This is a genomic window from Staphylococcus sp. HMSC055A09, from assembly GCF_001809655.1.
In the GTDB taxonomy this organism is placed as follows: Bacteria; Bacillota; Bacilli; order Staphylococcales; family Staphylococcaceae; genus Staphylococcus; species Staphylococcus capitis.
In genome coordinates, this window is the sequence record NZ_KV798364.1 from 24,089 (window position 1) to 47,083 (window position 22,995).

Genomic DNA, 22,995 nt, shown 5'->3' on the forward strand with positions numbered 1-22,995 from the left:
ATTTGTGATTTTTCTTTATTGTTGATTCTTTTTACGTTGTTTAAATACAAATAATAGTATTAAAATAACTAAAATGATTTGAGCTACTATTGTTTCGACACTAGGATAGAAACCAATCCAACTCACTGTAGGCAAACCTTCGATACTATGTTGAGGTATCCAACCTAGTAATTGAGCTTTTTGGATACTTACACCTAACATTTTAAATGTCATAATGAAGATTAGTATTGAAAGCACTCGAAATATATAGTGAACTGGAATTAACTTGACAATAAATCTAAATAGTAAAGCGAAGATGATTAAAATTACAATCGCTATTACTATTCCTATTATAAAGTCTTGCGTTTTAATACTACCAATCATACCCATATAGAATATGATAACTTCAACACCTTCACGAAGTACTGATATCAAGCCGATTGTTCCCAATAAAACAAGGTTACCGTTACTAATTGCATTTTGGTACATCGACTGAATCATTTTATTCCAACGTTTTGCACTTGATCGATTATGCATCCACACACCAACCACATACATTAAAATAACGGCTACGATACCAAGTACCGCTTCCATACCCTCACGAATAATACCATTATTGCCAATTGTTGAAATCAAAACAACTGCTAACGCTATACTTAATACTAATCCTAAGAGTGCACCACCTATCACACTAGATGTACCTTTATGGTCTTTCACCTTGCGGGTCATGGTTGTTAAGGTCATGACGATTAATAGTACTTCTAAGCCTTCACGTAAGAAGATTACCATTACATCAACGAAAGTATAATCTCCTGTTCCAACCGTATCTTTAATATCATTATTGATCTCTTTTAAACCGTCTTTGACACGCTCTTTGTTGCTGTCATCTAAAATACTTTGATAATAAGGTATTTTATCTTCAATAGTTGTATATAAGCTATTATTCTTAGTTTGAATTTTACCTTCGACATATGGCCAAATTTGAATAAATTTAGATAAAGCCGCATCCGTTTGTTTTAAATCATTTTTATTGATACCAGTTATCGCCTTATCTAACTCATCATTCAATTGTGACACTTTGTACTTACCATTTTCTTCTGATGATTGTTTTTGGTCCACAGTATCTATACTTGATTTGAACGTATCCCAAGCGTTCTTAACTTTCTTTGGATCTAATGGTTCCTTTTGTATGGCTACACGAAGTTGCATTAAATTCACTTCAATCGTCCCATATTTCCCTTCATCGTAATTACGAATGACAGTTTCATGACTAGTCCAAATTTGGTTCAAACTATTATTAATGGATTCGAGTTCTGAACGATTTTTATTTTTAATCGCTTTTTGAATAGGTTCATCTTTGGCGTCTACTGCTTGCTTTAATTCTTTAATTTGACCTGATGCATCTTTAGAACTTTGTGTATTTTCATATGTAATTAATGCTTTAGTTAAGTCTGATAACTTATCAGCTTGATCATCTGAAGTTTTAGCACTTTCAACTTCCTTCAGTTTATTCTTGACTGCTTTACCTTCTTTATTATCTTTTACTTTTAAAGCATTAATTTCTTTTCTAACTTGCTTGATAGCTTTTTTCTTATCGCTATCCTTTTTTGAATTATCACTAATCGTTGATTTAGCATCCGTAATTGAAACATATACTTCACTCATTGAGGCATTTTCAGCATGTACTGGTGCTATTTTAAATAAACTTAATATTAGAATTAAGACGATAAGTATCTTAATCGAATAGTGTTTCACCGAGGTATCCTCCCTTTTTCACACCAGGTAATACGATAAATGTTGCGGAGGCACGATGTGTAATGTATTCATTTAATTTATCTTTATGACCTAAATGGTTTTGAATATCAATAAATTGTTGAGTCGCCTTTTGGAAACTAATAAATAATAACCCTGTTTCTAAAGCTCCAGTTTTGTCATTTGTTCCTGCAGTGTAGTTATAAGCACGACGTTTAATGGACGTCTTCGCTTCATGCGCTAAACGTGCATGAGCATCTGCAGGAATTACATACTCTCCACTACTATCCTTTGCACCGAGATCCATTTCATCAAATTCTTTCTTACCAGTTAGCGGAGCACCAGAGATTCGTTTACGTCCAAACGTCGCTTCTTGTTCTTCGAGTGCAGTGCGGTCCCATGTTTCAATATGAATCTGTATGCGTCGAATAATACAATATGTACCATTTTTAGCCCAACCGTCATCAATAAATACATAATCCTTGTACTCGTCAGTATGGCGAGGGTTAACAGTCCCATCTTTAAATGCCATTAAGTTACGTGGCGTTTCATGAAGTTGTCCTGAAACAAAACCTGTTTGAGACCATTTAACTTGTACAATATCTCTAAATGGTCTTATTAAGTTATGGATAGCATGGAAAGTAACTTGATCATCCATTGAACATGCTTGAATCATGATATCTCCATCACTAAAATCATCCGATAATTGATCATTAGGGAAATGTGGTAAATCTTTATAATCTTTCGGTATCTTGTCTTTCATACCAATCTTTTTCAAGAAAGATTTACTTACTCCGAACGTAAGCGTTAATTTACTCGCACTTAAGCCAATTGCTTCACCAGTATCAACAGGTGGTAATAATGGGTTACTACTCTCTTTACCGACAGAATCTCCGTCCGTCATCTGCGCTGCCATTTTCGTCCACTGTTTGAACATATCTTTGATTGCAGCTTTATCTTTCGATTTTAAATCTAAAGCTACAAAGTTAATTGAGCGTTGTGTGGGTGTAGTAATACCGGCTTGAACTTTGCCATAAAACTCATATGCATCTTTCTCTTCATCTTCTGGTGTATCAAACATTGATTTAAAAGAGAATATACTTCCTACTCCACTTGCACCAATGACTACACCAGCGCCACCTATGCCTAACATTTTTAGAAATGAACGGCGTGACATTTGTGATGATTGGTCTTTGTCTAGTTTACTCATTCTGTAACCACAGCCATCTTACTTAATGGTTCACCTAAAGCATTTACAGCATCAGCCAATGCTTTTCTATCTTTCTTAGTTACATCATTATAAGATTTATAACCATCACCGTCTTTATATTTATCAAGTAATTTATTTACCTTGTCAAAGTTCTTTTGAATATTTGAACTTAACTTTTTATCTTTTTTCTCTAGAGTAGGTTTAAATAACTCATATATTTTTTGCGCGCCTTCAATATTAGCTTTAAAGTCGTACAAATCAGTATGAGAATAAATTTCTTCTTCACCTGTAATTTTAGATGTTGAAACTTCATTTAATAAATCTACTGATCCTTGAAGCATTAATTTAGGTGTAATATCTAATGTATCAGCTTTTGCATGTAATTCTTTAGCATCTTTTAACAATTGATCAGCATCCTTTTTAGTTGTACTGTCAATTTTATTATCTTGATAAAGTTGTTTTTCAATTTTATGATATCCAGTCCATTGATCTTCTTTTTTTTCTTCTTTCATATCTGCTAAACGAGCGTCAATCTTAGGATCTAAATCACCGAAAGCCTCGGCAACTGGTTCTGAACGTTCATAATACATACGTACCTTAGGATATAATTCTTTAGCCTTTTGCATATTGTTATCTTTAATTGCATCAACGAATTGTTGCGTACCTTTTAAGAATTGATCGAGTTGCTTATCTGTGTACTTTTCATACTTCTTAGTAGCTTCATTTAATTCCTTTTTATTACCACCACTACTATTATTTGTTGAACTTGAACTATCTTTACTATTATTGTCGTTTCCACATGCTGCTAACATTAACGTTGATGCTAATAAAATAACCGGTAACTTTTTCATTACTTCACCTCATAGATTGATAAATAAATGATTAACCTATTGTGACTCACATCGAGTTGGAGTTAAAGTTCTCAATTGATAATCATTATCAAGAATATTATATTCGTGGGTGATATTTGTGTCAATAACAACTCTTTTGATTTTTTATCTAAAAATCCTTTTAAATTTTAAAGAATTTAGGAGACATTTATGTGTTATTTATTTTTAAAAATAAAATGACTGGGTAAACTATGAATAAGGGAATTTAGAGTTGACGATTACTATAATTTTTAGAATTTAAAAAGATACTTATAGGAGTGGCTATACTATGGTAGAAAAGTTTCAAGCATTTATAGTTGATCAAGACGACAAAGGTAACGTTTCTCATGATTTTAAAAAGATAAGTAAAGAGGATTTACCTGAAGGTGACGTTCTCATTAAGGTTCACTATTCTGGAATTAATTATAAAGACGCTTTGGCTACACAAGATAACAATGCAATTGTAAAAAGTTATCCTATGGTGCCTGGTATTGATTTGGCTGGTACTATTGAAGAAACGAATGCACCTGGATTAGAAGTTGGAGATGAAGTCATTGTTACAAGCTATGACTTAGGTGTAAGTCATTATGGTGGTTTCAGTGAATACGCACGTGTGAAATCAGAGTGGGTTATTAACTTACCAGAGGGACTTACTCTAGAAGAAGCTATGATTTATGGAACTGCTGGATATACAGCTGGCTTAGCTATTGAAAAATTAGAAAAAGCTGGCATGACTATTGAAGGAAAAGAAGTTTTAGTAAGAGGAGCAACAGGTGGCGTTGGCACACTTGCTATGCTTATGTTAGAGAATCTGGGATATGACGTGATAGCTAGTACCGGACGAAAGAATGTTGACGCTGATTTAAAAGAACTTGGTGCTACTGAAGTAATCAATCGCCTACCAGATAATGATGAAAAAGCATTGGCATCACGCACTTGGCAAGCAGCCATTGACACTGTCGGTGGTCAAAATTTACCTTATATTGTTAAACGTTTAGATAATAATGGCAGTGTAGCAGTAATTGGTATGACTGGTGGCAATGAGTTTGAAAGTTCGATTTTCCCATTTATCTTAAGAGGTGTAAGTATTATTGGCATTGATTCAGTTTTCACACCAATCAAGTTACGTCGTCGTGTATGGAGAAGATTAGCAAGAGATTTAAAACCAAATCAACTTCATGATATTAAGCATGTCATTTCTTTTGATGAACTTCCTCAAGCTATTGATAAAGTGATTAACCATGAAAATACTGGTCGCATTATAATAGATTTTAATGCTTCAAAATAATTAATATAAGAAAAAGAGCGCGAGTACACCTCATAGTCTACTCGCGCTCAAATCTTTAATACTTGATATACATTCCTTTTGAATATGGCTCGGTACTTATGAACCCAAACTTTTCATAAAGTTTATCAGCTGGATAATCTGCCATTAAACTTATATATGTTCCTTTTTCAGCCACTCGATCAATATACTTCATAATTTCTTCCATTATAGTACGCCCATGTCCCAAACCTTGGTATTCTTTATTTACTGCGATATCTACAATCTGAAAAGCAGTACCACCATCTCCTATAACACGCCCCATACCAATGAGCTTATTGTCATCATAAATAGTGACATTGAAACAGGCATTGGGTAACCCCTTTTCAGCAGCTTCAATTGACTTAGGACTCATACCAGCGTTGAGTCTTAAATCACAGTATTCTTGAACTTTAGGTGCTTCAAAATTAATTTCTACCATCACTATGCTATCCTTTCAATAAACTTAGTATAGATATTGGTTCACAATATCTTTGTTTGATTCCTTAAAGATATCGTTATGACTTGATACATAACCTTCAGTTGCTGCATGAGGTTCGATGTACGTCTTAGCTAAATTAGCAGCATTACCAGCATCACTGAATGCGCTCGCAATTAAATGTACTTTAGCATCATGGTGCACGATATCGCCACATGCGTAAATACCCTCTATACTAGTAGTCGTATTCCCAAAGCCTTTAACTCGGTATTCATCATAAAGTTCAAATTGTGATGTACAATCTTTGAGTAATGGATTCTCATGATCAAAGCCATGACTAATTATGACTTCATCAAAAGCTTGAGTTTCGATTTTACCGCTCTCAACATTCTCCAGTTTCACTTGATGAATACGTGTATCATTGTCATTTCCAATAAGTTGTTTAATTTTAGTGTTTGGCAGTAATTGTACACCAAGTTCTTTAAGAATCCCATTCATAGCTTCATAACCACTTGTTTCTGATTTTCGATAAATCACCGTTACGCTTTTGGCAATTTTCGCAATATCTCGCGCCCAATCTAATGCAGTATTTCCTCCGCCAGAAATAAGGACATCTTTATCTCTAAATTTTGAAAATGACTGAACGACATAGTGAAGATTGGTAAGTTGATAACGTTCTGCACCTTTAATATCAAGCGGTTTTGGATTAATGATTCCTCCTCCAATAGCGAAAATAACTGCTTTGGATTCATAAATGTGCCCTTCACTTGTTTCAATTTCAAAATGTCTTTCTGAAACTTTACGTATATCAGTAACACGTTCATTTAAATTTACTTTAGGATTAAAATGTAAACCTTGTTCAATCATATCTTCTATAATCTGGTAGCACGGTTTAGGTGCAACACCACCAATGTCCCAAATAATTTTCTCCGGATAAATTTGCATTTTACCACCTAACTTATCTTGCACATCAATGATTCTAACTGACATCCCTCTCAACCCAGAGTAGAAACTTGCAAACAAGCCAGCTGGACCGCCACCTATAATCGTAACGTCTTTCATATTGCTTCCTCCTGTAATATGTAAAGCATATAAATTAATTCCCAGTGATAATTATTATCATTTATTTCATCAATATTATACTATATGTGAAATGCGTATTGAAGATATTCATATTAGCACTACATAAAAAACTCGTGAGTCATTAAAAACTCACGAGTTAAAATTAATCCTTAGGTTCAGTAATAATTGCTTGTCTAAGTAAAAAGAATAATAATAACAGTCCTGCTAGCATTCCCGTATGACCTATACCAGCAAAGCCTGCTAAAGCTTCTGGTGAATATTTTGCACCAATCACTTGTAAAGTACCTTTATAAGTCATCATGCCTATTGTCACTATGACACCTAAATGATAGACGATAAAGAACCAATTAAATAAATAATAACTACTTAATTTAAATACCTTTTCAAGTGGTAATAAAAGTAAGAACATAAACATTCCGAGTATAAGTGTATGAGTATGTACTAATGCTAATTGTGTATCACCCGTAAAATGATGCGCTTTAGTTAATTCTCTGTAATAGAAACCACTTAATAGTCCTATAATCATATAGAATAAAAAAGAATATAGTAATCTACGCATGATGAATCCTCCCTCACGGTTATATTATAGAACATATTACTAAATATTAAAGTGACAAAATCACGAAGAATAGAGATGATTACAAAAAATTCCTAAAAAGATAAAGTAAACTTTTTAGGAATTTTTGAGCTCTTTATTTTTTATTACGTGCATGTTTAAATAGAGCAACTAATGAAATAATTATTGCAAAGATGGACACAATCCATAAAGCGATTGAGCCTCCACCATTTGAAGTAGATGCTTCAGATTTATTACCATTTGAACTTGCACCTTTTTTCACAGTAGTAGTTGGAGCAGGATGTTCGCTATTTTCTTTACCAGTCCATTTTACAACATCACCGTTATCATACGTTTGATATGCTTTCCATTTAAATGTGCCCTCATCTTCAGGATTAGCTGCTACAATCGGAAATTCTATAAACTCGTTAGGTCCTATTCCTTTACCAGTAGCTTTCCATGTAATTTTTGTGATATTGCCTTTCTTATCTTTTTTAAATTGATGTTTAAATCCTTCAACAGGTGCAACGTTTGCTACGTTGACACCTTTAGGGACATTCAATTCAACTTTGACAGTGTTATTATCTTGCTCAACTGGAACCCTCACATCATATTTGTCATAAGATCCTGGTTCACTTTGGTTGGGATTAAGTGTCACGTGCGCATCGGCGTATTTAAAACATCCAATCGCAAAAAATAAAACAATTGTCATTGATATCAATTTGCGTAACATGATTTTCCTCCTTAACTTGGGATATTAATTTGACTCATCATCACACCGGCAAAAATTAAAATAATGCCGATAATAAGTTCTGTAAATAGAGTTACTTTGTTTACATGATTTCTTTTACCTAAAGCACGGTATGTTTGGTAAAATCCTAAAATCATCATGATTAATGTACCAATCACTTTAATAATGATAAATACTGTCCAAGCTTGTATATTATTCCATATAGCTAAGACATTCGTTTCATCAATAGCCATCAGGACACCAGAAATTATCAATATAGCTACCGCTGTAATATTCGTTTTCAAAAGCATATGTCTAACATTTGTTAATTGATTGCCACGTCCATTTTTAGCGTAACAAATCAGATAGACTAACGCGCCTAACCATAGTGTCATTCCTGCTAAATGTAGCGTTCTAATTACTATAGACCAAAGTGGCACATGTTGTGACCACGCATGACCAGACATTGCTACAGCTAATATCATTGCAAACGACACAAGCCAGTACCATAATTTTTCCATATCTTTAAGAACCATTAATATAAATAATACAATAAGCGCAATTGAACTAATGATATATGGAAATTGCATAATGACGTTAGCTTTAAAAGATAAAATATCGTTTAACACATCTGATGTGAGTGTCATCATATAAACGAGTATCGACATAAGAATCGACATCCCCATTATCCATGCGACACCGACCTGTTTAGGTAATATGTTAAATTGCTTTAATCCTCGACGTTTAGCAATACCATTCATCCAGAACAAGCCAACTAAAATAATCGTTGCACCTTCTGTAAGGTATCTAAATACACCAAACCAAAAGCTTGGTTGTTCATAAAAAGAATCAGAGGTATCAACATTTTTAGCAGTCACCTTGCCTACTGAAAACTCAAATTTATTACTCACTTCATGACCATCTGCTGAAATCGCATGCCATTCAACTGTATTTGTCCCTTTAGCAATTTGATCTCCAGGAAATTCTAAAGTTTTTGACCATCCTGAAGTTGTAGGTTTAACTTCACTTATTTTTTTACCTTTATCATTATATAAAGTTATATTTGAATACTTTGCATTGACTGGCTCATTATATTCCAGCTGTATGTCTTCTGGTTTATCTTTAACAACTCCTCTATCTTGCGGTGTTGTTTTTTCTAAAGTTGCATGTGCAGAAGCTTGTTGCTGAAAGGCTGGAACCAATGTCATTAATATTATAACTATCAATGCAATCATGTACTTTGTCATTTTACTATGTACTAACATTGAAACCTCCCCATATAAGTGCTTTTAAATTTTGCCCTGTTCCCAATAATATAGCTTACATTTCCACTTAACAATAACAATTCTAATTTTTCACTATTTCGACAAAAAAGAAGACAAGTAAGAAACCTTATCCTCTAACGTCTCTTAAACTTGTCTTTTAAAATTATACTTCTGGAAGCAACTCTTCTTTATCAACTACTAAATAAACAACGTTAGCTCATTATAAACTAACGCTGTTTAATTCATATTATGAAGGTATTTCAGTACGTTTAGTACTATGTTTTCTAACTATTGCTGCGATTAAACTTGAAATGATACCGAAAATCATAAAGCCAATTAGCATCCAAACTGTACTGTTTAACTCAATTGCTTTATTCATATAAATAAGCTCTTTGAGTGTAGTAGTGTAGTGTGTAAATGGATTCCATCCATAAGCCCATTTTTGATATCCTTCTGGGAGCATTTGTTTTGGTAAAGTAACCATTTGCATACTGAAGAACATGAGTAAGATGAAGATAGGTAGAGATTTCATACCTAACCAAACCATAATTCCTAGTATTAATCCAACAAATCCCATTATTGCTAGAGCAATGAACAAAGCAACTCTATTAGGATGATCGAAATGGAATCCTAATACACCTTTCATAAAGTACACATATGCAAAGCTGCCTAGGAAAGCTGCAAGTACTGCAGTTACCATTTGTCCTACAGATGCAATAATTCTATGTTGTATCGCAAAGTTATTACTAGTTCTAAACGCATAGAATAATAACACTGAAGTAATCATTGAGCCCATCCAAACTGGCATAAACATTAAGAATGGTGCATTACCGCCACCTTGATGATCTTTAACTTTATTTACTTTGTGATCATCAACTTTAACTGGATTAGTAATGCCTTGGATATCTTTAGGACTTACATCTACGTTCTGTTTTTGAAGTGTAGATAAACTTTGTTTAGTAATTTGTTTATTTAAGTTTTGTCCGACACCTGATAGTACATTTGTAACAATGTTTGATGCTTGTAAATTTGAACCTTGGCTTACAATCGTTTTAAGTTTTGCTTGTTTTACATCAACACTTTGATTACCCATTTTTTCTTTCATTTTTTGAGCTTGTTGTGCTGGAATTTCACCAGATTCAACTTTTTCTTTCATCTCTGACTTTTTACTATCCATAACAACTTTTTGAGTTTTACTCATTGCATTTTTTGAAAAGTCTTTTTCAAATACAACTGCCCCATAATATTTCTCATTATCGAATCCTTTTTTCAAATCAGATTCTTTATCAACTTTAACCCATTTAATTTTATCTGAATCACTATCTAATAATTTATCTTCTATTTTCTTACCAATATCAACTTTATTACTTTGAATAGTTGTACCTTCATCATTATTGACGATGGCAATTGGTAAATCTTTAGGTTTTGGATTAAATGCTGGATAAAATGCTAGTGAAAAAATAACTAAGATTAAAATCGCAGCAATTGGTGCTAACCATAATAATTTGCTTTTAAAGATATTCATGAATTGACCTCCTTTTTTTATTGAACAATGTGTTGAATATTTTTTACGTTGTCTATTATAATAGGTAAGAACAATTTAACAATAATCAATTTAATAAAATACGTCTGTTATTGAACACTTTGTTGTAAATTGTCTATTAAATCATTGGGAGGTTATATTTAATTGAAAGAAGATAGGCGAATAAGAAAGACAAAATCTTCCATTAAGAAAGCATTTACAACATTATTACAATACAAAGAGCTCGATAAAATTACGATTAGAGATATTACAACTGAAGCTGATGTGAATAGAGGAACCTTCTATTTACATTATGAAGATAAATATATGTTGCTTTCAGATATGGAAGATGAGTGTATTTCAGAGCTAGCTCATCTAACGGATTTTAATCAAATAGATGGGGACACTGTTGAAGCTATTTCAGAACTCTTTATAGATAGAGTTCTTACTAAAATCCTTCAACATATAGATGATAATTTAGATTTTTATCAAATCATTCTACAGTTAGATCGTCGAAGTAAACTTGAAGAGAAAATAAGTTTATTAATTAAACAAAATATGAATCGATATATGAGTATTAATCATGAAATAGATGGTATACCAGAGATGTATTTTCATAGCTATGTCGCAGGCGCTACAATAAATACTATTAAATATTGGGTTTTAGACCCAAATCGTATTTCAGTTGATGAATTAACACATCATATTTATAAAATTGTTTATAATGGACCATTACGAATTATGGCAGAATATAAATATAAAATGAATCATGCCTAACTTAATCGTTCAAATACTATCTAACTGTTAATCAAATTGAATATAGAAGACTTTGAAAGGAATTATAGTTATGATTACTGCTTATAAACATGAAAGTATAAATTCAAATGAAATCATTGAAACTAAAGTGGATCATAGCGCGTCTTGGATTAACGTTGTTGAACCTGAACGTGAAGAAATTGAAGAATTAATGGAATTCTACAACATTCCAGAGGACTTTATCCGTGACCCATTAGATTCTGAAGAAAGTGCACGTATAGAATATGACGAAGATACTGGCTATTCACTCATTATTATCGACTTACCTATTGTCAACTCTACAAACCGTCGCGTACTTTCGTTTGTTACTATTCCACTAGGTATCATTATAGGTAATGGCATTATCATGACCGTTTGTGATGCCGAAAATGAATTTCTTGAAAATTTTGCAAGACAAGATGATATTAATTTAAAATTTCATAGTCGCTTTGCACTTGAAATTTTATTAACAATTGCAAATCACTATAATAGAAATTTAAGATTATTAAATAAATCGCGAATTCGTATCGAGAAAGATTTAAAGAATAACATTACTAACAAACAATTATTTAAACTTATGGAAGTTGAAAAAAGCTTAGTTTATTTCTTAGCGGCATTAAAAGGTAATGATACAATTATTAAAAAACTATTTCGTTTACCTGCAATCAAACGCTTTGAAGAAGATGAAGAATTACTTGAAGACTTAGTAATCGAAAATAATCAAGCTATTGAAACAACCGAATTACATCAACGTATCCTTGAAAGTATTACAACATCTTATGCTTCATTACTATCTAACGACATGAATACAATAATGAAGACATTAACACTGTTTACTGTATTACTTACTCTTCCTACGCTCGTGTTTAGTTTCTTCGGTATGAACGTACCATTACCTATAGACGACCATAGTTATGTTTCATGGGTAATCGTTGTAGGTATATCATTGATACTTGTTGCAATAGTGAGTATCTATTTATGGCGTAAACAAAAGCTTTAAATCATATTTTATATAAAAAGTCCCACTTGAATTTGATTTTAAATTCAAGCGGGACTTTTTAATTATTTAGCTGCAGCTTTATAGGTCTTTCTTTTCGATAAAACAAATGTAACAACGATTGACACAATAAAGGCAATCATCATACCTATGAGATAGTGTAACCAACCTGCATGCGCTGGATTAATAGATATAAATCCTGGTAAACCTGCAGTACCCAGTGCAATAGCTTTCACTTTGAAAAATGAAATATAAGCTGAACCTAATCCAGATCCCACAACAGCACCTATAAATGGATATCTTAATTTAAGATTGACACCAAACATCGCTGGTTCCGTAATACCTAATAATGCAGAAATTCCAGCTGCAGATGCCACACCTTTTAGTTTTTTATTATGTTTAATTATAAAGAATGCTGCAATGGCTGCACCACCTTGAGCAACATTAGACATAGTAGCAATTGGAAAGATGAACGAACCTCCTGTTTTGGTGGCGTCAGCAATCAAGGTCGTTTCAACTGCGATGAAGCTATGATGCATGCCAGTAATTACAATTGGTGCATAAAGTAAGCCGAATATGAGACCTCCTATAGCCCCACCAAAATCATACAACCAAGTTAGTCCATCTGATAACCAATATCCTAATTGACGTGTAATAGGTCCAACGAATAAAAATGTGATAAAAGCTGTAACAAATATAGATAACAATGGTGTCAGTAAATTATCCAAAACAGTCGGTATCACTTTACGTAGCCACTTTTCAATTGTAGCTAAAATATACGCAGCAACTAACATGGGAAGCACTTGTCCTTGATAGCCCACCTGATTAATATGTAATCCAAAAATATCCCAATGGGGAATAGCTTTCCCTGCTTCCACTGCTTTAGGAAAATCATAAGCGCTCATTAAACTAGGATGAACTAATATCATGCCTAGTGCGGCACCTAAGAAAGGATTACCCCCAAAACGTTTAGCTGCACTAAATCCTATTAAAATAGGAAGTAAAGTAAATGGTGCATTTGCAAAGACGTTTATCATTTCAGCCAAGCCAGCGAATTGACTGTGAACATCAATGAATGATTGTCCTTTATAGAACAAATCTTTGGCAGTTAGAATGTTATTCAATCCCATCAATAAACCACCAGCTACAATTGCTGGAATAATAGGAACAAATATATCAGACAACATTTTCACAAATTTTTGTAAAGGATTCATATTTTTAGTCGACTTATCTTTAACATCTGATGTCGTTGATGCCTCTTTACCAGTAATTTTCTCTAATTCATTAAATACTTTGTTAACAGTCCCAGATCCAATAATGATTTGATACTGTCTCCCAGTTGAGAAAGTTCCCTTTACTACATCCATATTATTTAGCGTTTCTTCATCTACTTTGCTTTCATCATTAAGAACTAATCTTAATCTTGTAGCACAATGTGCAATAGCATCAAGGTTTTCTTCCCCACCTATTGCTTGTAATATATCTTCAGCAGATTTCTTATAGCTCATTAAATAAGCCTCCTTATTTAGAAACCGGTTCCATTTATTTAACTTTATTGTAACCGGTTCCAAACTTTTACGCAATAGCTCATCAATCGTTTATTAGTAATAATATTAATTTAGAAACTTAACTTCTGGGTAACCTTAATAATATAAGATGAGGTGAATAATTTAATGAAAGAACGTGGAAAAATAGAAAAGCTTTGGCGAGAAGAGAAATATCGCGTATTACTACATGTTCAAAATGCCTATAACAAAATTAGAGCACTGCTAAAAGAATCACCCTCTCTTGAAGAAGTACAATTTCAAATTAATGAAGCAATTAATCATTCTCCAACAACTGGCTCAATAATTAATGCCTATGAACACATGTGGGGTTATTTTAAAAATATAGCAACTGATAATGAAAAACATAAGGCATTGATGTTAAAGGATGACTTTATGAATCATCAAATTGAATTGGACGCCCTACTAAGTTATTTGAGTCAACTTGCTAATAAGTATGACATTAAATACCTTCAAGAAAGTACAGTACTAAATTAAAAAAAGACCTAGGTGAAAACACCTAAGTCTTTCGCAATAATGTACGTGTTATATTATTTCTAAAAAGAGTAATTGTCTAAGTTGTTTCACACTGTAATAGCATTAAGGCTTGTTAATAAAACACTAATGGAATATCTTGCCTTATAGCTATGTCATTCGAATAATTAAAACATTAAGCTGATAATTAATAAAATATAAAACTTTACCATGACACTACACGAAATATATTTCTTTAATTTAATAGTACTTCGGGGGAGAGTAATTTTAATTAAAAATCTTCTAATTGTTGCTACTAAACAATTGTTGTTGATCGATTATACTTTAATGTGCATAGATGTTGATTCCTGTTGTTGAAATAGTAAGTATTTCATGTGTTTCAATAATTTGTCTTAACATTAATTAGTCTTGATGTTGATTCCTGATGTTTGAGAAGAATGAATTTTATTCTTGTTGATCTTATTCTTCGATGTTATGCATTCTTCTTATTCCATGGTGTCATTTCTTTCTAGATGACTTAACTTGAGTTGGTTGATGAATAAGTTTCGAGAAAATTATTAAGTATAACTGAATTTTTCTAGTTGTTTATTCTATTAGTATAGTTAAACAATTAAATAATAGAAAATGTGTGCTATTCTTTGTTGTCTCTCTCTTTATGCTGTTGATTCTTGATGTATTAACATACATAGTACATTTATTGCTACAATTTCCATCCAAAAATTAATTCACTATAAAATTAATCGCAAATCGTCTAAAAATTTACATTAACTTCTTTTTAGAATTTCAATTGGGTCGAAATCTATATTTATTATGTACTAAAAAATTCGTTTGCACTCTATCCAAAATTTTCAAAATAAGAACTCTATATTTCTAAATAATTATTTGTATTGTGTGCTACTTATAATTTTTGATTGGTTGCTTAACTTTACAAGGAAAAATTTTTATATTTCTCTATTACTATTTCAAGACGAATCGATTATAATAACATTTATTATTCTATAAGGAGCACAGTGCCGAATTATGACATGTCATTTAAATATTTATCAACAGTATCATTCACCCCCAACTCGAAATATCAATCGAATCATTTTAATGTTCTCACTTACAAATCATCTAGAAATTACGATTAATGGTGAAACTAAAGATTTAGATAATCATATTGCTATTATTAATCAAGCTGATATTTTTTATGTAAATCAATCCTCGAACTTGGTTATGCTCTCTATTCCTGTATTTTATTTCTATAGTGAGGATGAAAATTTCTTCAAATGTTATTTTGATCGACATTTACTTCAATCTAGCGGTTTTGTAAAAAATATTATTTTACAATCAATTCATCATTATATGAACGAAGAAGAGCAAGATACTCAAGCTATTTCAAAAATTATTCAGACTTTATTTAAGGAAACAGTGATAAGATACAAGGAAAAATATATCCCTCAAGTTGCTATCAATCATCCAATATTTATCCAAGGACTTAGCTACATTCATTCCAAAGTTTCAGATACGTTATCATTACGCGAAGTTGCAAATTATTGTAATATTTCTGAATCATATTGTTCAAATTTATTTGTTCGCTACTTAAATATGAACTTTAAAGATTACTTTACAAGTTTAAAAGTCATTTATGCCATAAAATTGCTATTATCTACAGATGATTCAATCAATGCGATTTCTGAACGCTCTGGTTTTAGTAGTCATACGAACTTCACTAATCAATTCAAAAATCATCTAGGCTTTAGTCCCAAACAATTCCGTTCTATGATCTCTAAAATTTCATTAAATCCAGTAATGGATTTTAGCCAAACTCATTTTTTAGATTACAAAGATTTAATCAATCAATTTGAATTTAATGATCAATTAGCAACTGAAATTACTGAGATAGATCTTAATCAATTTAATCCTAAAGATCATACCAAAAGCTCTAAAGCATTTATCCGATTTGAAAACTTTAACAAATTATTCCAGTTCGTTTTTAACGAGTACTACGATATCGATTTCTCTTATTTGCCACAACCCGTAGTATTTATCCAAGATATTAACGATATCGCAATTAGTCATATTAACCTTAATTTGTTAAATCGTTGTTTTGAAAAGTTATTCGAAATGGATATCGGTCTAGCAATGCAAATTAATTCTACGCAACAATTTGAAGCAATTAATCAAATCATATTATCATTTTTACAAAGCAATCAAGATTATAAGAATAATAAAAAGCTAGTTAAACTCATGCTTGTTTTTAATTCAGAATATATGACTGTAAACGAAATCCATTTATGCCATTTAAAAATTAAAAATAAAAATCGTGAAATTAGGTATGGTATCACCGTTGAAGGTTTACTTCGTGATTCGCCTTCCATTGATCAAACTTACGATATAATGAAACGTCTTAACTTTGATTACTATTTCATTGACATTGAGAATCTTGAAACTAAAAATTTGTTATTAACCAAACGTAAGACATATCATCATTCATCTACTCATTTTGAAAATTACAAGCAATTTATGCTAGATTCAGGAATTCCAACTACAAATTTTGTATACAATAATTTATCACTTAAGTGTTTTAAGTATACTAATAATGGCACTAATCCATTACAGTTATCAGATTTAGTATGTCACCTTATCGCCCTTATGAGATACGGTGGTGGCATAAGTTATCAACTTATCGACGATCACTCACAATATATAGCTTTATTTAACAATTATGGTAGCCCTTTACCTTTAATGCACATTTATAAAATGGGTGATTCATTTGTCGACGAACCTTTAGAACTTGGGAATAACTATCTAATAAGCCGTAAAGATGGAAATTATCATATCTTATTATTTAATAAAATCAATGATCGTTATTTATCTGATAGTAAACAGAAGTTCATTTTCAAAAATAATTTAAAACAGAATTCACTCATTATTATAAAAACGTTAAATAATGAGCACGGTTCAATCCAAAATCTACTTCCTAAAAGCAAAGAATTATTATATATAGAACGTAATATACTTGAAGAATTAGATAAATGTAATCGCCCTAAAACAGAATTAGCTATTCAAGAAGAAAACAACAAACCATTCCAAATGACTTTGAAGCATGATGAAGTTAAATATATATGTTTTAAACCCATTTAAGTGTTACAAGTGTCTGAGTTTATCATCATCAATGAATGGATATAGTAACTATTAAGGAGATGATGATTTTGGATAAACAAAAAGCAACTCAAGCAATTGAAAAAGTATTAGAAACTTCTAAAGTTGGCGTATTATCAACTGCTTATAATAACAAACCTAATAGTAGATATATGGTTTTCTATAATGATGATTTAACTTTATATACTAAAACTAGTATCAATTCAGTAAAAGTTGATGAAATTGAAGATAATCCACACGCTTACATTCTTTTAGGCTACAATGAGACAACTAATAATAGCTTTGTTGAAATTGATGCTCAAATTGAAGTAGTTAAAGATCAGAAAGTCATTGATTGGTTATGGGAAACACAAGATAAGACATTCTTCGATTCTAAACAAGATCCAGAATTGTGCGTCTTAAAAGTAATTCCTAAATCAATTAAATTAATGAATGATGATGAGTTAGATACTCCTATCACAATTGAAATTTAATATTTTAAAAGATACCGGAGAGGACAATGACATTGATTTGTTCCTCTCCCTATTTGTTTTTAAAATTTCTTTTGTAAGAAACTCTGTATATTGGTGGCCTTACCAGTAAGGTTTAATATATTTGTAAGAAGAATAATAAAGACGTATTTTCAATTTAGTTATCTATTCCGAATGTTTTAAAATACTAAAATAGTTTATATATTAGCCAAGTTTTACGTTTTAAATATTATAATTTTATGAATTTTGAAAGTGTTTTATTTCGTGATTTTTGAAAATATGATTGCAATGTAATCTCAAGTTCTGTATAAATGAAGTAACAAAAATAAAGGAGTTTTATTCAACTATGAAAAATAAAAAAGCTTTAGGTTTTGGACTTATCGCAATTATGCTTGTGCTGTGTATCGTACTTGTCATTATGATGATGGTAGGTGGTAAAAAAGATACATACTACGGTATTATGAAAAATAGTACTACTATAGATAAAATGATTAGCGAAAAAGATGAAAAAATTGAAAAGAATGTTAAATTACCTTCGAACGCTAATGTTTCTGTAAAAAAAGAAGACTTTGTAATGATCTTTAAAGATGAAAAGTCAGGAAAAATCACAAAAGTTAAAAAAGTAAAACACGATGATGTACCTCATGGTTTAATGTCTAAAATTCATGATATGAAAGGCATGAACCACGGCATGTAAACGAATATTGAAAGAATTAAAAAGACCTTGAAGTGGAATAATGTTCCCCACCTCAAGGTCTTTTTAATTTATTTATGTATATTGTTTTCATTTGTCTTGCGACAAATGCATAAGCGAATCTAAAAACTTAAGTTTTAAGATTCGCTAAAAAAAATGTCAGATATAGATTTTTATAGTGAATTAAGATACTTTTGGCCTTTTTCTTTATCGTATACCTTCTCCCATTTCGCAACAACAATCGTTGATAAAGCGTTACCCATTACGTTAACGCATGTGCGAACCATGTCTAGTAATCGGTCAATTCCGATAATTAATGCAAGACCTTGTGCTGGCAAGTGCATAGAGCCTAATGTTGTTAATAAAACTACAATAGAAACACCTGGAACCCCAGCCATACCTTTAGAAGCAATCATTAACGTAGCCATTAACACTATTTGTTCTGTTAACGATAAATGTACATCATACATTTGAGCTACAAATAATGCTGCAATTGATTGATATAATGCGGATCCGTCTAAGTTGAATGAATAACCTATTGGAATAACGAATGACGTTACATCTTTTGGCGCACCAAAATTTTCCATTTTCTTCATAATAACTGGTAATACTGCTTCTGAACTTGAAGTTGAAAATGCTAGTAACAACTCGCTTTTTAAAATTTTCATGATTGAGAAGATACTAACTCCAACCATTCGAGCAACAATTCCTAATACAACTACAACAAAGAAAATCATTGCTCCAACTACTACTAATAGAAGTTTTAATAATGGAACTAAAGCTGATACTCCAAATGTCATAACAGTTGTACATATAAATGCAAATACTCCTATTGGAGCAAGTTTTAAGATTTTATTAATCATCCAAAACACTGCTTCTAATGTGCCACTTAGAAAACCTTTAACTGGTTCAGCTTTTTCTCCTATTGCTGCGAGACCTAAACCAAAAAATACTACAAAGAATATAATTGGTAATAAATCACCTTTAGCTAATGATTCAAATAGATTGGTTGGCACAATATTTACAATAGTATCAATTAAATGATTACCGTATGTAGAAGCTTGTTCAGCTGAATGTGCAGAAGATTGATATTTAGAAATGTCACCTTTAGGTAGTTTATTATAATCTAATCCGGCACCTGGTTTGAACAGGTTACCAATTATAATACCTAACCCAATAGCAACTGTCGTTATAATTTCAAAGTAAAGGATTGCTTTCCATCCATAACTGCCTACCTTTTTCGAATCCCCTAAATTCGATATAGACAAAGCAAGTGCACAGAATACAATCGGAATAATGATCATTTTTATTAAATTTAAGAATATGTCACCAAAAGGCTTTATATAATTTGCTAAATTATCTTGTCCAAATAATAAAAGTCCTACGATGACACCTAGTACCAAAGCAATAATAACTTGCGTTGGTAAACTTATTTTTCTCTTGAATAGAGCCATAATGCAAACTCCCCTTCATCTGACATCACTTAATTATATCAGATAATATTAAAATAGCTACTTAAATTTTAAAGCTATTAATAAATAAAATATTTATGACTTGAAGTCAAATATGTTCTTAATAGTGAAAAAACACACGACTTCAAAGTGAATCATGAAGTCGTGTGTACTCTAAATTATTTATTTTGATGGTTTATAATTTTTATCAAAATCACTATGTTTCGCTTTCTTTATGCTTTTCTTCGTTTCACTATCAAAGCCTTCTACAAATATACCTTTATTCGTACTAATTGGTTGCATAACATAAGTGACATTAGATTCGCCTTTGAAAACGATTTCTTTGTAATACATCCCTTTTTTAGCACTATATAAGTTATCTTGCTTTTTAATTTTATCTTGTAAATGATGTTCTTTGATATAACTATCCATAAGTTCGATATTTTTATGACCTTGATAACTTTTTAGACCAAAGAAAAATACTATAGCTAAAATAAGTGAAATGATTAATATAATAATTATTCTTAAAATGACTTGTTTTCTACTCATGATAGAAACTCCTTTTATACTTATCTTATTAAGTATGAACTAAAAGTTGGTTATATAAAAGAGATTATTCAACATTGTAACAAAATGTTCTCATCTCATGAATATTACTTTATAAATATTCTCTCACTTCATGAACAGGTAATCTTACAGAACCATGAGCTTCTTGAGCTTTTTTACCAATAGCAATTGCTAATACTGGGACATATCTATCTGAATCATAACCAATAATCTTAGCGATATTTTCTTTATCAAAGCCACCAATAGGATTTGTGTCATATCCATAAGCTTTAGCAGTTAGCATAAATTGCATAGCCATTAAACTACTATCAATATTTACAATGTCCTTCATACCTTCTCTTGACAAACTTTTATAATAAGGAAGAATCCATTCTAACATTTGAGTTTTAATTTCCTCTGTCATATGGGCTTGGTCTACTGCATCATTATAAATTTGTTCAGCTTTTTCGTAATTTTGTAAATCTCCGAAAATAATCACCATAGCCGAAGAAGTAGTAAGTTGTCTTGAATTAAAACCAAAAGCTTCTTTGATTTTTTCTTTTCCTTCGTCACTCTCTACAACAGCAATTCTCCATGGTTGCATATTAACTGATGAAGGCGCCTTTGTAGCTTTAGTAATCATTTCATCCATTTCTTCATGAGGAATTTTATATTCACTATCGAATACCTTTACTGATTTTCTTCCGTTAAGTACTTCATTGAAATCATTTAATCTTGTCATGAGATAATACTCCTTTATTCTGTATTTATTTGAGTTTCAAAATCAAACAAAATATATTCAAATGTCGTCTAAATTTAATTTAAAACAATTTGATTATAGTGATGAAATCGGCACTTGACAAGTCATACACTTCATAATATTGTTACTTTAACAAGGAGTGATTAAATGTATGTAGAGAATAGTTATTTAAGTAAACAATTATGTTTTTTATTTTATGTTTCTTCAAAAGAAATCATAAAGAAGTACACAAATTACCTCAAAGAGTATGAATTAACATACACAGGGTATATTGTACTAATGGCGATCGAAAATGATGAGAAACTTAATATTAAAAAACTAGGTGAGCGAGTCTTTTTAGATTCAGGCACACTGACACCACTGCTCAAGAAATTAGAAAAGAAAGATTACGTTGTTCGAAGTCGTGAAGAGAAAGATGAACGAAATCTTCAAATTTCACTAACAGAACGAGGTAAAGAAATTAAAAAACCGTTATCTGAAATATCAATGAAAGTCTATAGTGAATTCGATATTAATCAAGATGAAGCTAAAGAATTAATTGAAAACTTGCAAAATTTTGTATCTAAAAATTTTGACAATAGTATAGAAAAGTGATACTTGTAGAGAAAAAGACAAAAGTAGACTTTTTGAAAATCTTAGGCAAATTCAACTTCAGCATTAACGACACAATTTAATAACATCAGTATGTATAGTAAGCTTTTGTCTTATTCTCTCGTACAATTTTTGACTTTTTTTATCCCCTAATTCCTACTAAACTTATAGAATACCTATTTATTATTAAGTGTTATCACTTTACCTCTTTTCGCTCTCTTAATATAATGTAGTTGAAAAATTATTCTAATATATTCTAACTACTCATTTAACACTTTAAGGAGTGAATTCTAATGAATAATAATGATTTTTTCAATAATAATTTCTTCAAAAATGATCCTAGTGAATTATTTAAAGACTTAGGGAAACAAGTATACAATCAATTTTCATCAAGAGCATTTCCTACTAATATTTATGATAAAAATGGTGCTTATGTATTAGAAGCTGAACTTCCTGGTTTAAGCAAAGAAGATATTTCACTTAAATTTGAACAACATATTTTAACTATTAAAGCATACAAAAAAATCAATAATGAAAATTATAAATCACAACTTAATGAACGTTCTAATGGTGAATTAGAAAGACGCTTTGAATTCGATGAAATTGATAAAGAAGGTATAGTAGCTAATTACACTGATGGCGTATTATATGTCACATTACCTAAACAAATCAATGAAGATGACAAAGCTACTACAATTTCAATTCAATAATAATAAAAGAACCCTCAACTCTGAAAAAAAGTTGAGGGTTTTTACTGTATAATATGCATAAATATGTTAAATACAATTATTTATCTACAT

The 22,995-nt window shown here is 31.1% G+C and carries 22 protein-coding genes; 9 read left to right on the forward strand and 13 right to left on the reverse strand.

Features of this window, described 5'->3' with window-relative positions; genetic code table 11:
* Nucleotides 1–15: 15 nt before the first annotated feature.
* From HMPREF2642_RS03380 to efeO, 3 genes are read right to left on the reverse strand one after another with little or no spacing between them, the layout of a single operon-like run.
* On the reverse strand, nucleotides 16–1,734 hold the full coding sequence (locus HMPREF2642_RS03380) for an FTR1 family iron permease (protein WP_049428368.1): 1,719 nt from the start codon (nucleotides 1,732–1,734) through the stop codon (nucleotides 16–18).
* The gene (efeB, locus tag HMPREF2642_RS03385; protein WP_002432933.1) at nucleotides 1,715–2,941 is read right to left on the reverse strand and encodes an iron uptake transporter deferrochelatase/peroxidase subunit; all 1,227 of its coding nucleotides are present in this window, start codon (nucleotides 2,939–2,941) and stop codon (nucleotides 1,715–1,717) included. The genes HMPREF2642_RS03380 and efeB overlap by 20 nt, the downstream gene beginning before the upstream one ends.
* Nucleotides 2,938–3,792: an iron uptake system protein EfeO gene (efeO, locus tag HMPREF2642_RS03390; protein WP_002453899.1), complete on the reverse strand. Its 855-nt coding sequence runs from the start codon at nucleotides 3,790–3,792 to the stop codon at nucleotides 2,938–2,940. The genes efeB and efeO overlap by 4 nt, the downstream gene beginning before the upstream one ends.
* A gap of 307 nt (nucleotides 3,793–4,099) precedes the next feature.
* Between efeO and HMPREF2642_RS03395 the strand changes: the two genes are divergently transcribed.
* On the forward strand, nucleotides 4,100–5,098 hold the full coding sequence (locus HMPREF2642_RS03395) for an acrylyl-CoA reductase family protein (RefSeq protein WP_070597664.1): 999 nt from the start codon (nucleotides 4,100–4,102) through the stop codon (nucleotides 5,096–5,098).
* Nucleotides 5,099–5,153: 55 nt separating this feature from the next.
* Here the strand turns inward: HMPREF2642_RS03395 and HMPREF2642_RS03400 are convergent, their stop codons facing one another.
* The 6 genes from HMPREF2642_RS03400 to HMPREF2642_RS03425 all read right to left on the reverse strand — a co-directional run bounded on the left by HMPREF2642_RS03400 (nucleotide 5,154) and on the right by HMPREF2642_RS03425 (nucleotide 10,711).
* The gene (locus HMPREF2642_RS03400; protein WP_049428377.1) at nucleotides 5,154–5,555 is read right to left on the reverse strand and encodes a GNAT family N-acetyltransferase; all 402 of its coding nucleotides are present in this window, start codon (nucleotides 5,553–5,555) and stop codon (nucleotides 5,154–5,156) included.
* A 24-nt stretch (nucleotides 5,556–5,579) separates the two neighbouring features.
* Nucleotides 5,580–6,614 (reverse strand): NAD(P)/FAD-dependent oxidoreductase, encoded by a 1,035-nt coding sequence (locus HMPREF2642_RS03405; RefSeq protein ID WP_070597665.1) that lies wholly within the window; start codon nucleotides 6,612–6,614, stop codon nucleotides 5,580–5,582.
* 163 nt (nucleotides 6,615–6,777) lie between these two features.
* Nucleotides 6,778–7,194: a DUF2871 domain-containing protein gene (locus HMPREF2642_RS03410; protein WP_002432207.1), complete on the reverse strand. Its 417-nt coding sequence runs from the start codon at nucleotides 7,192–7,194 to the stop codon at nucleotides 6,778–6,780.
* 133 nt (nucleotides 7,195–7,327) lie between these two features.
* Nucleotides 7,328–7,924, reverse strand: coding sequence for a YcnI family protein (locus HMPREF2642_RS03415; RefSeq protein ID WP_037550230.1), 597 nt, complete (start codon nucleotides 7,922–7,924; stop codon nucleotides 7,328–7,330).
* An 11-nt stretch (nucleotides 7,925–7,935) separates the two neighbouring features.
* Nucleotides 7,936–9,186 carry a copper resistance CopC/CopD family protein gene (locus tag HMPREF2642_RS03420; RefSeq protein ID WP_070597666.1) on the reverse strand — a complete coding sequence of 417 codons (1,251 nt, stop codon included), beginning with the start codon at nucleotides 9,184–9,186 and terminating at the stop codon, nucleotides 7,936–7,938.
* A 247-nt stretch (nucleotides 9,187–9,433) separates the two neighbouring features.
* Nucleotides 9,434–10,711 carry a YhgE/Pip domain-containing protein gene (locus HMPREF2642_RS03425; RefSeq protein ID WP_030062329.1) on the reverse strand — a complete coding sequence of 426 codons (1,278 nt, stop codon included), beginning with the start codon at nucleotides 10,709–10,711 and terminating at the stop codon, nucleotides 9,434–9,436.
* A 162-nt stretch (nucleotides 10,712–10,873) separates the two neighbouring features.
* On the opposite strand from HMPREF2642_RS03425, the gene HMPREF2642_RS03430 reads away from it, so the two are divergent.
* Together HMPREF2642_RS03430 and HMPREF2642_RS03435 are read left to right on the forward strand one after the other, a co-directional pair.
* Nucleotides 10,874–11,485, forward strand: coding sequence for a TetR/AcrR family transcriptional regulator (locus HMPREF2642_RS03430; protein ID WP_023351218.1), 612 nt, complete (start codon nucleotides 10,874–10,876; stop codon nucleotides 11,483–11,485).
* Between the two features lie 70 nt (nucleotides 11,486–11,555).
* The gene (locus HMPREF2642_RS03435) at nucleotides 11,556–12,503 is read left to right on the forward strand and encodes a magnesium transporter CorA family protein (RefSeq protein ID WP_002432912.1); all 948 of its coding nucleotides are present in this window, start codon (nucleotides 11,556–11,558) and stop codon (nucleotides 12,501–12,503) included.
* Between the two features lie 62 nt (nucleotides 12,504–12,565).
* On the opposite strand, the gene HMPREF2642_RS03440 is transcribed toward HMPREF2642_RS03435, so the two are convergent.
* Nucleotides 12,566–14,008, reverse strand: a complete 1,443-nt coding sequence (locus HMPREF2642_RS03440) for a sucrose-specific PTS transporter subunit IIBC (RefSeq protein ID WP_070597667.1) — start codon at nucleotides 14,006–14,008, stop codon at nucleotides 12,566–12,568.
* 165 nt (nucleotides 14,009–14,173) lie between these two features.
* Between HMPREF2642_RS03440 and HMPREF2642_RS03445 the strand changes: the two genes are divergently transcribed.
* The 4 genes from HMPREF2642_RS03445 to HMPREF2642_RS03460 all read left to right on the forward strand — a co-directional run bounded on the left by HMPREF2642_RS03445 (nucleotide 14,174) and on the right by HMPREF2642_RS03460 (nucleotide 18,850).
* Nucleotides 14,174–14,542: a YbgA family protein gene (locus tag HMPREF2642_RS03445; RefSeq protein WP_049428388.1), complete on the forward strand. Its 369-nt coding sequence runs from the start codon at nucleotides 14,174–14,176 to the stop codon at nucleotides 14,540–14,542.
* Nucleotides 14,543–15,559: 1,017 nt separating this feature from the next.
* A complete protein-coding gene (rsp, locus tag HMPREF2642_RS03450) occupies nucleotides 15,560–17,665 on the forward strand; it encodes an AraC family transcriptional regulator Rsp (RefSeq protein ID WP_037550254.1) in 2,106 nt (701 codons plus the stop codon).
* 62 nt (nucleotides 17,666–17,727) lie between these two features.
* On the forward strand, nucleotides 17,728–18,156 hold the full coding sequence (locus HMPREF2642_RS03455; protein WP_030062327.1) for a pyridoxamine 5'-phosphate oxidase family protein: 429 nt from the start codon (nucleotides 17,728–17,730) through the stop codon (nucleotides 18,154–18,156).
* Between the two features lie 343 nt (nucleotides 18,157–18,499).
* Nucleotides 18,500–18,850: a DUF4889 domain-containing protein gene (locus HMPREF2642_RS03460; protein WP_002432288.1), complete on the forward strand. Its 351-nt coding sequence runs from the start codon at nucleotides 18,500–18,502 to the stop codon at nucleotides 18,848–18,850.
* Between the two features lie 170 nt (nucleotides 18,851–19,020).
* On the opposite strand, the gene HMPREF2642_RS03465 is transcribed toward HMPREF2642_RS03460, so the two are convergent.
* The 3 genes from HMPREF2642_RS03465 to HMPREF2642_RS03475 all read right to left on the reverse strand — a co-directional run bounded on the left by HMPREF2642_RS03465 (nucleotide 19,021) and on the right by HMPREF2642_RS03475 (nucleotide 21,586).
* Entirely contained in the window at nucleotides 19,021–20,301 is a 1,281-nt protein-coding gene (locus HMPREF2642_RS03465; RefSeq protein WP_070597668.1) for a cation:dicarboxylate symporter family transporter, read from the reverse strand.
* 180 nt (nucleotides 20,302–20,481) lie between these two features.
* Nucleotides 20,482–20,847 (reverse strand): DUF3139 domain-containing protein, encoded by a 366-nt coding sequence (locus HMPREF2642_RS03470; RefSeq protein ID WP_049428394.1) that lies wholly within the window; start codon nucleotides 20,845–20,847, stop codon nucleotides 20,482–20,484.
* Between the two features lie 109 nt (nucleotides 20,848–20,956).
* Nucleotides 20,957–21,586 carry a nitroreductase family protein gene (locus HMPREF2642_RS03475; RefSeq protein WP_002453908.1) on the reverse strand — a complete coding sequence of 210 codons (630 nt, stop codon included), beginning with the start codon at nucleotides 21,584–21,586 and terminating at the stop codon, nucleotides 20,957–20,959.
* A gap of 165 nt (nucleotides 21,587–21,751) precedes the next feature.
* Here HMPREF2642_RS03475 and HMPREF2642_RS03480 point away from each other — a divergent pair, with 165 nt between their 5' ends.
* Nucleotides 21,752–22,198 (forward strand): MarR family winged helix-turn-helix transcriptional regulator, encoded by a 447-nt coding sequence (locus HMPREF2642_RS03480; protein ID WP_002432941.1) that lies wholly within the window; start codon nucleotides 21,752–21,754, stop codon nucleotides 22,196–22,198.
* 290 nt (nucleotides 22,199–22,488) lie between these two features.
* Complete coding sequence (locus tag HMPREF2642_RS03485) at nucleotides 22,489–22,905, forward strand: Hsp20/alpha crystallin family protein (protein WP_049428396.1); 417 nt, start codon at nucleotides 22,489–22,491, stop codon at nucleotides 22,903–22,905.
* Nucleotides 22,906–22,995: the final 90 nt, after the last annotated feature.

Bases quoted from the DNA above. Each gene is read 5' to 3' on its own strand.
- HMPREF2642_RS03395 (WP_070597664.1), top strand. From the start codon at position 4,100: ATGGTAGAAAAGTTTCAAGCATTTATAGTTGATCAAGACGACAAAGGT.
- HMPREF2642_RS03445 (WP_049428388.1), top strand. From the start codon at position 14,174: ATGAAAGAACGTGGAAAAATAGAAAAGCTTTGGCGAGAAGAGAAATAT.
- HMPREF2642_RS03440 (WP_070597667.1), bottom strand. From the start codon at position 14,008: ATGAGCTATAAGAAATCTGCTGAAGATATATTACAAGCAATAGGTGGG.
- HMPREF2642_RS03415 (WP_037550230.1), bottom strand. From the start codon at position 7,924: ATGTTACGCAAATTGATATCAATGACAATTGTTTTATTTTTTGCGATT.
- rsp (WP_037550254.1), top strand. From the start codon at position 15,560: ATGACATGTCATTTAAATATTTATCAACAGTATCATTCACCCCCAACT.
- HMPREF2642_RS03425 (WP_030062329.1), bottom strand. From the start codon at position 10,711: ATGAATATCTTTAAAAGCAAATTATTATGGTTAGCACCAATTGCTGCG.
- HMPREF2642_RS03480 (WP_002432941.1), top strand. From the start codon at position 21,752: ATGTATGTAGAGAATAGTTATTTAAGTAAACAATTATGTTTTTTATTT.
- HMPREF2642_RS03455 (WP_030062327.1), top strand. From the start codon at position 17,728: ATGATTTTGGATAAACAAAAAGCAACTCAAGCAATTGAAAAAGTATTA.
- HMPREF2642_RS03460 (WP_002432288.1), top strand. From the start codon at position 18,500: ATGAAAAATAAAAAAGCTTTAGGTTTTGGACTTATCGCAATTATGCTT.
- HMPREF2642_RS03400 (WP_049428377.1), bottom strand. From the start codon at position 5,555: ATGGTAGAAATTAATTTTGAAGCACCTAAAGTTCAAGAATACTGTGAT.
- HMPREF2642_RS03405 (WP_070597665.1), bottom strand. From the start codon at position 6,614: ATGAAAGACGTTACGATTATAGGTGGCGGTCCAGCTGGCTTGTTTGCA.
- HMPREF2642_RS03465 (WP_070597668.1), bottom strand. From the start codon at position 20,301: ATGGCTCTATTCAAGAGAAAAATAAGTTTACCAACGCAAGTTATTATT.
- HMPREF2642_RS03475 (WP_002453908.1), bottom strand. From the start codon at position 21,586: ATGACAAGATTAAATGATTTCAATGAAGTACTTAACGGAAGAAAATCA.
- HMPREF2642_RS03420 (WP_070597666.1), bottom strand. From the start codon at position 9,186: ATGTTAGTACATAGTAAAATGACAAAGTACATGATTGCATTGATAGTT.
- HMPREF2642_RS03410 (WP_002432207.1), bottom strand. From the start codon at position 7,194: ATGCGTAGATTACTATATTCTTTTTTATTCTATATGATTATAGGACTA.
- HMPREF2642_RS03435 (WP_002432912.1), top strand. From the start codon at position 11,556: ATGATTACTGCTTATAAACATGAAAGTATAAATTCAAATGAAATCATT.
- HMPREF2642_RS03485 (WP_049428396.1), top strand. From the start codon at position 22,489: ATGAATAATAATGATTTTTTCAATAATAATTTCTTCAAAAATGATCCT.
- efeB (WP_002432933.1), bottom strand. From the start codon at position 2,941: ATGAGTAAACTAGACAAAGACCAATCATCACAAATGTCACGCCGTTCA.
- HMPREF2642_RS03470 (WP_049428394.1), bottom strand. From the start codon at position 20,847: ATGAGTAGAAAACAAGTCATTTTAAGAATAATTATTATATTAATCATT.
- efeO (WP_002453899.1), bottom strand. From the start codon at position 3,792: ATGAAAAAGTTACCGGTTATTTTATTAGCATCAACGTTAATGTTAGCA.